General features: G+C 74.7%; 10 protein-coding genes and 1 pseudogene. 6 read left to right on the top strand and 5 right to left on the bottom strand.

The genetic code is table 11. The features are described from left to right. Positions 1–210: 210 nt before the first annotated feature. The 4 genes and pseudogenes from HZS56_RS36495 to HZS56_RS38640 all read right to left on the bottom strand — a co-directional run. Positions 211–2070: a copper resistance CopC/CopD family protein gene (locus tag HZS56_RS36495; RefSeq protein WP_216725104.1), complete on the bottom strand. Its 1860-nt coding sequence runs from the start codon at positions 2068–2070 to the stop codon at positions 211–213. Between the two features lie 148 nt (positions 2071–2218). Continuing rightward, on the bottom strand, positions 2219–3007 hold the full coding sequence (locus tag HZS56_RS36490; protein WP_216725102.1) for an SDR family NAD(P)-dependent oxidoreductase: 789 nt from the start codon (positions 3005–3007) through the stop codon (positions 2219–2221). Then, positions 3004–3531, bottom strand: a complete 528-nt coding sequence (locus HZS56_RS36485) for a cupin domain-containing protein (RefSeq protein WP_216725101.1) — start codon at positions 3529–3531, stop codon at positions 3004–3006. Before HZS56_RS36485 ends, HZS56_RS36490 begins: the two co-directional genes overlap by 4 nt. A gap of 59 nt (positions 3532–3590) precedes the next feature. Next, positions 3591–3745 (bottom strand): annotated as a pseudogene (locus tag HZS56_RS38640) (penicillin acylase family protein); the annotation flags it as partial. Between the two features lie 84 nt (positions 3746–3829). On the opposite strand from HZS56_RS38640, the gene HZS56_RS36480 reads away from it, so the two are divergent. From HZS56_RS36480 to HZS56_RS36455, 6 genes are all read left to right on the top strand, one after another. Continuing rightward, positions 3830–4555, top strand: a complete 726-nt coding sequence (locus tag HZS56_RS36480; protein ID WP_216725100.1) for a siderophore-interacting protein — start codon at positions 3830–3832, stop codon at positions 4553–4555. Positions 4556–4579: 24 nt separating this feature from the next. After that, positions 4580–5164, top strand: a complete 585-nt coding sequence (locus HZS56_RS36475; protein ID WP_216725099.1) for an HhH-GPD-type base excision DNA repair protein — start codon at positions 4580–4582, stop codon at positions 5162–5164. Between the two features lie 117 nt (positions 5165–5281). Continuing rightward, positions 5282–5623, top strand: a complete 342-nt coding sequence (locus HZS56_RS36470; RefSeq protein WP_216725098.1) for a hypothetical protein — start codon at positions 5282–5284, stop codon at positions 5621–5623. Between the two features lie 54 nt (positions 5624–5677). Further along, positions 5678–5854, top strand: coding sequence for a hypothetical protein (locus tag HZS56_RS36465; protein ID WP_216725105.1), 177 nt, complete (start codon positions 5678–5680; stop codon positions 5852–5854). 208 nt (positions 5855–6062) lie between these two features. Continuing rightward, positions 6063–6359 carry a type II toxin-antitoxin system VapB family antitoxin gene (locus HZS56_RS36460; RefSeq protein WP_003999914.1) on the top strand — a complete coding sequence of 99 codons (297 nt, stop codon included), beginning with the start codon at positions 6063–6065 and terminating at the stop codon, positions 6357–6359. Between the two features lie 265 nt (positions 6360–6624). Next, complete coding sequence (locus HZS56_RS36455) at positions 6625–7242, top strand: LytR C-terminal domain-containing protein (protein ID WP_216725103.1); 618 nt, start codon at positions 6625–6627, stop codon at positions 7240–7242. Positions 7243–7261: 19 nt separating this feature from the next. Here HZS56_RS36455 and upp read toward each other — a convergent pair whose 3' ends face one another. Next, positions 7262–7897: a uracil phosphoribosyltransferase gene (gene upp, locus HZS56_RS36450; RefSeq protein ID WP_216725097.1), complete on the bottom strand. Its 636-nt coding sequence runs from the start codon at positions 7895–7897 to the stop codon at positions 7262–7264. Between the last annotated feature and the right edge of the window lie 463 nt (positions 7898–8360).

Genomic DNA, 8360 nt, shown 5'->3' with positions numbered 1-8360 from the left:
TGAAGCAGTACATCGAGCAGCAGAACCGGCCGCTCTGACCTGGGCTGAGGTGAACAGTGCGGATCCGTGCACACAGCTGAGGTCAGAGCAGCCCTCAGATTCGCTTCACCACCGGGCTGAAGCCCGGTGCACTGCGAATAGTCCCGGTAGCACGCTCCGGGCCGGGCAGGGCCCCCACCCGTAGCACGCTCCGGGCAGGGCCGGCGCCGCCTACCGCTCCACCCGTATCCGCCGCGTCTCGCTCACCTGGTCGATGTCCGACACCCGGACCGTCGTCTTCATCGTCCAGGTGCCCGGGAGGGGCAGGGTGACGGTGTTGGCGCTCCAGTAGCCGCCCCGGTCGACCAGGTCGGCCTCGATGGGGCCGACCTGCTTGTCGGGGAGGGTGAAGGAGAGGCGCAGTTCGGGTACGGCGGCCAGGCTGCCGTCGGGGCCGAAGACGACGGCCTGGACCGCGTTGTCGCCGGTGCGGCCGGGGTCCAGGGTGATCTGGACCGTGCCGCGGCCCGCGGTGCCGATGTCGAAGGGGATCGTGGTGACCGACGCGGGCAGCACGCCGCCCGCGGGCACGGCGCGCGCCGCCTCGTCCGCCGCCCGGCCGGGCAGGGTGCTGGTCAGCACGGTCGTGACCCCCAGGACGACGGCGGCGACGGCGGCCTCGGCGAGCACGGAACGGCGCAGGCCGCGGCGGAGAGCGGGCTCGGGCTCGGGCTCGGCCTGCGATCCGGCGGACCCGGTCATCGGTCCGGCGGGCGCGCTCTCCGGTCCGGTTCGCGGCGGGGCTTCGCCGTCCGCGGGGGCGGAGGACTGCTCCGGGGCGGGCGCCGGCTCCGGTGGGCCGCCCGCGGGTTGCGGGACCCGCTCCCGTGCCTGCTCGGGCTCGCACACGGCGGCCGCCGCCCCCGTCGCCAGCGCGGCCGTCCACCTCCGGGACACCGCCGCCACCGCCAGCAGTACGGCCACCAGGAGCACCTTGGCCAGCAGCAGCCTGCCGTACGTCGTCCCGGTGAGCGCCTCCCAGGAGCCGAGGCCGCGCCAGGACTGGTAGACGCCGGTGGTCGCCAGAACCGTCACGGAGACGAGGGCGACGCGGGAGAAGCGGGCGACCGTGGCGGCGTCCCCGGCGGAGCGCAGGGTGACGAGCAGGGCCGTCAGGCCGCCGAGCCAGACCGCGGTGGCGAGCAGGTGCAGGGTGGACGACGTCATCGCGAGCGGCACCTGGATACCGGCGGAGGCGTGCTCCGAGGCCGCCCAGGTCAGGGCGAGGCCCGCGGCCAGTACGGCGCCCACGGCGGCGGCCAGGGGGCCGCGCGGCCGGTACCGGTCCGCGCCGGACGCGTGCGAGGTGTGGAGGAGGAACAGCGCGACCGGCCCCAGCAGGCCCAGCCGGATCAGCAGCAGCGCGCCGGGGCGAGCGGTGAGGGTGTCGCCGAGCGCGCCGGGGTCCAGGGCCGCGGAAGGTCCCGTCCCCGCCTCGTACGGGGCGCGCAGCACCAGCAGGGCGACGGTGGCGCCCAGCAGGGTCCACCAGCCCGCCACCAGGGGCCGGCGCAGCGGGGCGGGGTCCGGCGGGCGGCACAGGGCGACGAAGGCGGCGGTGCCGATGAGGAGGGCGGCGGCGAGGTAGGAGAGGTAGCGGGCGATCCGGTGCAGGTTGGTGGTGAGCGGGTCCTCGGCGGGGCCGGTGGCGACGGACGCGACCGTCGCCGAGGGCTTGCCGACCGAGAAGGTGAAGGCGCCGGAGACGGGGTGGCTGTCGGCCGAGACCACCCGCCAGGCCACGGTGTATGTGCCCTCGCCGAGCCCGCCGGGCAGCGCGACGCGGGCGGTGTCGGAGCGGCCGTCCGCGTGCCCGGTCTCCCCGGCGCGGACGCGGTGGCCGCCCGGGTCCAGGACGCGGAAGGAGTCGTCGCGCAGGCCGACGGACTCGCTGAAGGTCAGCGTCACGCGGCCGGGGGCACTCTGGAGGACGGCGCCGTCCTCGGGGTCGGTGGAGGTGAGGGCGGCGTGCGCGGAGGCCGGTCCCGCACCGCCGAGGAGGAGCAGGACCAGCACCGGGCCCAGCAGCACCAGCCGCCGCCCTGCTCCCCGTCGGGCCGCAGCCCGCACACCGCCGGCACACCTCACGTCGCATCTCCGTCGTCGGGACCCACTGCCTCGCCGATACATACGTACGGACGCGGAGGCCGTCCCGCTCACCGACGTGCCCGGCGGTTCCTCACCACGACGGGCGGGCCGTCACCCCGCCGTCCACGACCAGGTCGTGACCCGTGATCCAGGACGCCAGCCGGGAGGCGAGGAACACGCAGGCATCGCCCACGTCCTCCGGGCGCCCGAGCCGCCCCAGGGGCGCCGCCCCCTGCCAGCGCCGTACGCCCTCCGGCCAGGCCTCGTCGAGTCCGTCCCGGTCGACGAGGCCGGGCGAGACGGAGTTGACCCTGATCCCCCACGGGCCGTACTCCAGGGCCGCCGAACGGGCGTGCATCACCACCGCCGCCTTCGAGGCGCCGTAGTGCGCGTGGGCCGGCGCGGGGGCGCCCGCCTCGATGGAGGCGATGTGGGTGACCGTGCCGCCGCCCTCCTGGTCCCGCATCACCCGGGCCGCGGCCTGCGTGCAGGCGAAGACGCCGGTGAGGTTGGTGTCCAGCACCGCCCGCCACTCGGCCGCCGTCATGCCGGGCAGTTCCCGCACGGGCTGCACGCCCGCGTTGTTGACCAGCGCCGTGAGCCGTCCGCCGCCCCAGTCGGCGGCGTCCTCGACCACGCGCCGGCAGGCGTCCTCGCCGGTCAGGTCGGCGCGCAGGACCGTGGCGCGTCCGCCGTGCTCCCGGATCCGTTCCGCCACGTCGCGTGCCGCCTCCACCGCCGTACGGCAGTGCACCGCGACCGCCGCGCCCTCCTGGGCGAACCGCAGCGCGATCCCCCGGCCGATGCCGCCGCCCGCGCCCGTGACCAGGGCGACCTGTCCGTCGAGGAGGGGGGCGGGAACGGGTACGGGTGCGCTCATGGGCGGCACAGTGACACGATCCGGGCCGCCTCGGCCGGGTAGCGCGCCGTCAGGTCGGCCGCGTCGCCGTGCTCGTAGTCCCCGTAGGTGAATCCGGGCGCCATCGTGCAGCCGAAGAGCGACCACGCGCCGCCCGCCACGACCCTGCCGCCCATCCAGGTACGGGCGGGCACCGTGAACTGCACGTGCTGTCCGCCCAGGACGTCCGGGCCGAGTACCGCCGTACGAGCGTCGCCGCCGGGACCGAGGAGCAGCAGTTCCAGCGGGTCGCCGAGGTAGAAGTGCCAGATCTCGTCGGTGGGCAGGCGGTGCAGGGCGGAGTAGTCGTCCGGGCGGGCGGTGAGCAGGGCCACGATGGCCGTGCCCGCCGGGCGCTCGTCCGGACGGCCGTCTGGGCGCTCGTCCGCGCGGCCGTCCGGGCGTTCGGGGCCGGCCCAGGTGCGCCGGAAGAGGCCGCCCTCGCGCGGGATCGGCTCCAGGGCGTAGTGGGCGATCAGTTCCTCGGCGGTCGGCGGGTGCGTCACCCGGGGAACGCTACCCCGCGGCGGAGGAAGGCGAGTTCCGCCTTGTGCGCCCGCATCCGGGCGGCGGTCGTGCCCCGGGCGCGGTGCCGTTCGGTCTCCGGTTGCCAGGCCCGGTCGCGGGCGGTCACCCGGCCCGGGGCGCGGGCCGGTTCGGCGGACTGTCCGCGCGCAGGTGCGGGATCCCCCAGGCGTCGCGGTAGGTCTCGGCCCTCACCCCTGTGCCCCTACTTCCCTTTAGGTTAGGCTCACCTAAGTCACTGGCGTGGTGGCCGCACAGTACGCGAAGGGTGGGGAAACGATGGCGCAGGGGCGGGGTTGGGAGGGCGCGGTCCTCAAGCTGATGCGCGCCAAGGACTTCGAGTTCACCGTGACGGACGCGCAGGACGTGGCCCCGGGCTTCCGGCGGCTCCGGCTGACCGACGGCGGCATGCTGGCGGCGACCGGCGTGCACCCGACCATGTGGGTACGGCTGTGGTTCCAGAACGCCGGGAAGCCGCACCAGCGGGGGTACACGCTCGTCGACCCCGACCCGGCGGCGGGCACCTTCAGCATGGAGTTCGCGCTGCACGAGGGGTGCGCGAGCGACTGGGCGCGGGCGGCGAAGCCGGGGGACACGATCGAGGCCACGGTCCAGGGCACCGGCTTCGACGTCCCGGACCCCGCCCCCTCGCGCCTCTTCGCGTGCGCGGACCCGGCGTCCCTGCCCGCCCTCAACTCCCTCCTCGACGCGCTGGGGCCGGTGCCGGCGACGATCTGGTTCGAGGGCGGCACCGGCGACGGACTCCCCTTCCGCACCGATCCCGAGCGGCACGAGGTACGGGCGGTACCGCGCCGCGACGCAGGCCGGCACCTCGTCGCACAGGTGAAGGAGGCGCTGCCGGAACTGGTGCGGGCCACCCCCGAGCCGTACGTCTGGATCGCCTGCGACACGGCCACCACGCGGGCGCTGGCCTCGTACGCCCGCAAGGAGCTGGGCGTTCCGAAGCAGCGGGTGAACGCGCTGGGGTACTGGCGCGCGTCCTGAGCGCACACGCGCGATCATCGGGGCATGGACGTCACACTGCACCTCGCCCAGGACCCCGAGGCCGACGAGCTCCTCGGACGCAGTCCGCTCGCCGCGCTGGTCGGCATGCTGCTCGACCAGCAAGTGCCCATGGAGTGGGCGTTCAAGGGGCCGTCCACCATCGCGCGGCGCATGGGCGCGGAGGACCTGGACGCGCACGACATCGCGGCGTACGACCCCGAGAGCTTCGCGGCGCTGCTCTCCGGGAAACCCGCCGTGCACCGCTACCCCGGCTCGATGGCGGGCCGCGTCCAGCAGCTGTGCCAGTACCTCGTCGAGACGTACGACGGTGACGCGGAGGGCGTCTGGCGGGGCGTCGAGACCGGTCCGGAGCTGCTGAAGCGGCTGCAGGGGCTGCCGGGCTTCGGCAAGCAGAAGGCCCAGATCTTCCTCGCCCTGCTCGGCAAGCAGCTCGGGGTACGCCCCGAGGGCTGGCGCGAGGCGGCGGGCGCCTACGGCGAACCCGACTCCTTCCGCTCCGTCGCGGACATCACCGGACCGGAGTCCCTGACGAAGGTGCGGGCCCACAAACAGGAGATGAAGGCGGCGGCGAAGGCCTCCGGCAAGTAGGACATACGGAGGGGCGCGCTCCGCGTCGCGGACGGCGGGCGGTCGGCGCTACGCCGGGCGGGCGGTTCTCGAGCCCGGCGCGATGGGCGGCGTACGCCGGGCGGGGACACGACTGACGTGAGCCCCGTACCGCACGCCACCACCACCGCCCGCGCCGCGCGCGCCCGGTGGCCGCGGGTGCTGGTACTGCTGCTCGCCCTGCTCCTGCCCTGCACGCCCGCGACGGTCCAGGCGGCGCCCGCCGCCGCGGTGACGGGCGCGGCGGCCGAGTACGACCACCTCGACACCGTCCGCCCGGCGCTCGTACGCGGTGCCCGGCGTGCCGCCTCGGCGCGACCCCTCCCCCGTGCGGGAACCGGGCGGCGTCGTGTGCGCCCCGAGCCGTTCCTCGCTCCTGCCGTTCCGAGCCGGCCGACGGGCTCCGCGCAGGTTCTGCGCTCCGTGGTCCTGCGCTGCTGACGGGGACTGCCCCCGCACGCAGGAACACCCCCGGAGACAGAACGAGGTACCGCCATGCCCCACGACCCCTACGCCGTCCTGCGCGCCCTGCTGCGCGCCGAGGCCGCCCGCCGAAGCCCGCGGCCCGAACCCCGGCCACGGGCCGGGACCGGAACCGAGGCCGAAACCGTGGCCGTAGCCGAGGCCGGAACCGAGAACGGGCGCGCCCCGCGGGAGGGAAGCCGCGGCTGAACACGACAGGCCGACGGCGGAGCAGCCCCTACCGGTATCGGCAGGGGAGGGGTGCGGGTATCCGTACCGGCATCGGTGTCCGCACCCCTCCCCGTCCAACCGGTGCCGTACACACCTTCCCGTTTGATCCCCTTTACGGCGTCTTTTCCCGCGCCGCACTCGGCCGCCATGGCTGCGCCCGCATCGTCCGGGCCGGTAGGCTTTCCGTGTGATCTTCAAGCGCATCGGAAACGGCCGGCCGTACCCCGACCACGGCCGGGAAAGCACCCGGCAGTGGGCGGACGTCGCTCCGCGCCCGGTCCGCCTCGATCAGCTCGTGACGACCAAGGGGCAGCTCGACCTGGAGACCCTCCTGGCCGAGGACTCCACCTTCTACGGCGACCTCTTCGCGCACGTCGTGAAGTGGCAGGGCGACCTGTACCTGGAGGACGGACTGCACCGCGCGGTGCGGGCCGCACTGCAGCAGCGCCAGGTACTGCACGCACGGGTCCTCGAGCTCGACTGACGCGCGCGGCCGACGACGCGCCGGTCCGGTGGAGCCTTCTCTGGTCGCCTCTCCGCCGCTTGTCCGCCCCTTCCCGATGCCTCTCCGGCGCCTCTTCGGTGCTTCTCCGGCGCCTCTCCGGTGCTTCTCCGGCGCCTCTCCGGTGCTTCGACTGACCCTTTCGGGTTGGCTTGCCCCAAACCGCGGAACGTCGACTGATCATCTAATAGGCATCGCCGCTCCGGCGCACTACGCTGCGGCCATGAGCATGCTGACTCCTCCCGGCATGGGTGGCCAGTACAAGATCACGGGGGACAAGTACCCGCGGATGCGCCCGGCCCGGCGCCGCGGTCGGCTCGCGTTCGTCGCCGTGGCCTGCGTCGCGGTCCTCGGGGTGCTCGGCTGGGGCACACTGCAGCTCATCGACGTCTTCACCGGCGGCGACAAGGCCTCGGCAGCCGGTACCGCGCCCTGTGCCACCACCAGCCCGGAAGCCAGCGCCCCGCCCGCCGCCGCGAAGCTGCCGAAACCGGGGCAGGTCACCGTCAACGTGCTCAACGCGACGACCCGCAGCGGCCTGGCGCAGAAGACCGCCGACGAGCTGAAGAAGCGCGGCTTCCGCGTCGGTGACGTCAGCAACGCGCCCAAGGAGTACGACAAGAAGGTCGACGGCACGGGCCTGCTGCTCGGCCCGGCCGCCTCCCTGAAGACCTCGCTCACCGTGCTCGGCACCCAGCTCCCCGGCGCCGAGCACCGCGCCGACGCGGACCGCAAGGGGGCCGAGGTCGACCTCGTCATCGGCAACGGTTTCAAGGGGCTGGCAGAGCCGGCGGCCGCGGACGCGGCGCTGGCGAAGCTGACGGCGCCGCAGCCGGCGCCGACCGCGGAGAAGAAGAGCTGCTGAGCGACGCTTCCGGGTACTACTACTCGGCCGCTCCGTACATCCGGTCGCCCGCGTCGCCGAGGCCCGGGACGATGTAGCCCTGCTCGTTCAGATGCTCGTCGACCGAGGCCGTGACGACCGTCACCGGCGTGCCGGCCAGCTCGCGCTCCATGAGTTCGACGCCCTCGGGTGCGGCGAGCAGCACCACGGCGGTCACGTCGTCGGCACCGCGCTTGATCAGTTCCTGGATCGACGCGACCAGGGTGCCGCCCGTGGCCAGCATCGGGTCCAGCACGTACACCTGGCGGCCGGACAGGTCCTCCGGCATGCGGGTCGCGTACGTGGAGGCCTGCAGCGTCTCCTCGTTGCGGATCATGCCGAGGAATCCCACCTCGGCGGTCGGCAGGAGCCGGACCATGCCGTCGAGCATGCCGAGACCGGCCCGCAGGATCGGCACCACCAGCGGACGCGGGTGGGAGAGCTTGACGCCGGTGGTCTGCGAGACCGGGGTCTGGATGTCGACCTGTTCGGTGCGCACGTCGCGCGTGGCCTCGTAGGCGAGCAGGGTGACCAGCTCGTCGGCGAGACGGCGGAAGGTCGCGGAGTCGGTGCGCTGGTCGCGCAGCGTGGTGAGCTTGTGGGCGACCAGGGGGTGGTCGACGACGTGGAGACGCATGTCCCCCACACTAACCGGGGCCCGAGGGAGCCTCGCGGCCGCGGCGGGCAAGCTCCGCGCGGGACCGCCACTCGTCCGCGGGCGTCAAACCGCCCGACCGGGGGAAGGTGGGAGGGACGGAACGCAGGGTGGTGAGACTGTGCCTGACCGGAACTTCCACAACACGCCGTCCCCCACGAAGGGGCCGGTGGCACGGCGCGGTGCGGGGCGCGGAACGCGGCCGGGGCGCGCCGCCGACCCCGGACGCGCCACCGAACCAGGGCCGGGTGCCCAGCGGGACCGGGCCGCCGGCCCGGAACGGGGCACGGATCCGCGGCGTACCGCGCAGCGGGGGCGGACCGCCGCCCCCAAGCCGACACCCCGCCCGGGACAGACCACCGCACCCCCCGAGCCGGCCACCCGTCCGGGACGACCGGAACCGCGACAAGCGGCCCCCGCCCCCGGGGGGAGCGCCGCCCCAGAA

The sequence above is a fragment of the Streptomyces mayonensis genome (genome assembly GCF_018982965.1).
GTDB classification, from domain to species: domain Bacteria; phylum Actinomycetota; class Actinomycetes; order Streptomycetales; family Streptomycetaceae; genus Streptomyces; species Streptomyces mayonensis.
This window is presented reverse-complemented; position numbering and strand designations above follow the sequence as displayed.

Coding starts and splice junctions, on each gene's coding strand:
- HZS56_RS36490 (WP_216725102.1), bottom strand. CDS start 3,007: ATGAGCGCACCCGTACCCGTTCCCGCCCCCCTCCTCGACGGACAGGTC.
- HZS56_RS36480 (WP_216725100.1), top strand. CDS start 3,830: ATGGCGCAGGGGCGGGGTTGGGAGGGCGCGGTCCTCAAGCTGATGCGC.
- HZS56_RS36475 (WP_216725099.1), top strand. CDS start 4,580: ATGGACGTCACACTGCACCTCGCCCAGGACCCCGAGGCCGACGAGCTC.
- HZS56_RS36465 (WP_216725105.1), top strand. CDS start 5,678: ATGCCCCACGACCCCTACGCCGTCCTGCGCGCCCTGCTGCGCGCCGAG.
- HZS56_RS36455 (WP_216725103.1), top strand. CDS start 6,625: ATGGGTGGCCAGTACAAGATCACGGGGGACAAGTACCCGCGGATGCGC.
- upp (WP_216725097.1), bottom strand. CDS start 7,897: ATGCGTCTCCACGTCGTCGACCACCCCCTGGTCGCCCACAAGCTCACC.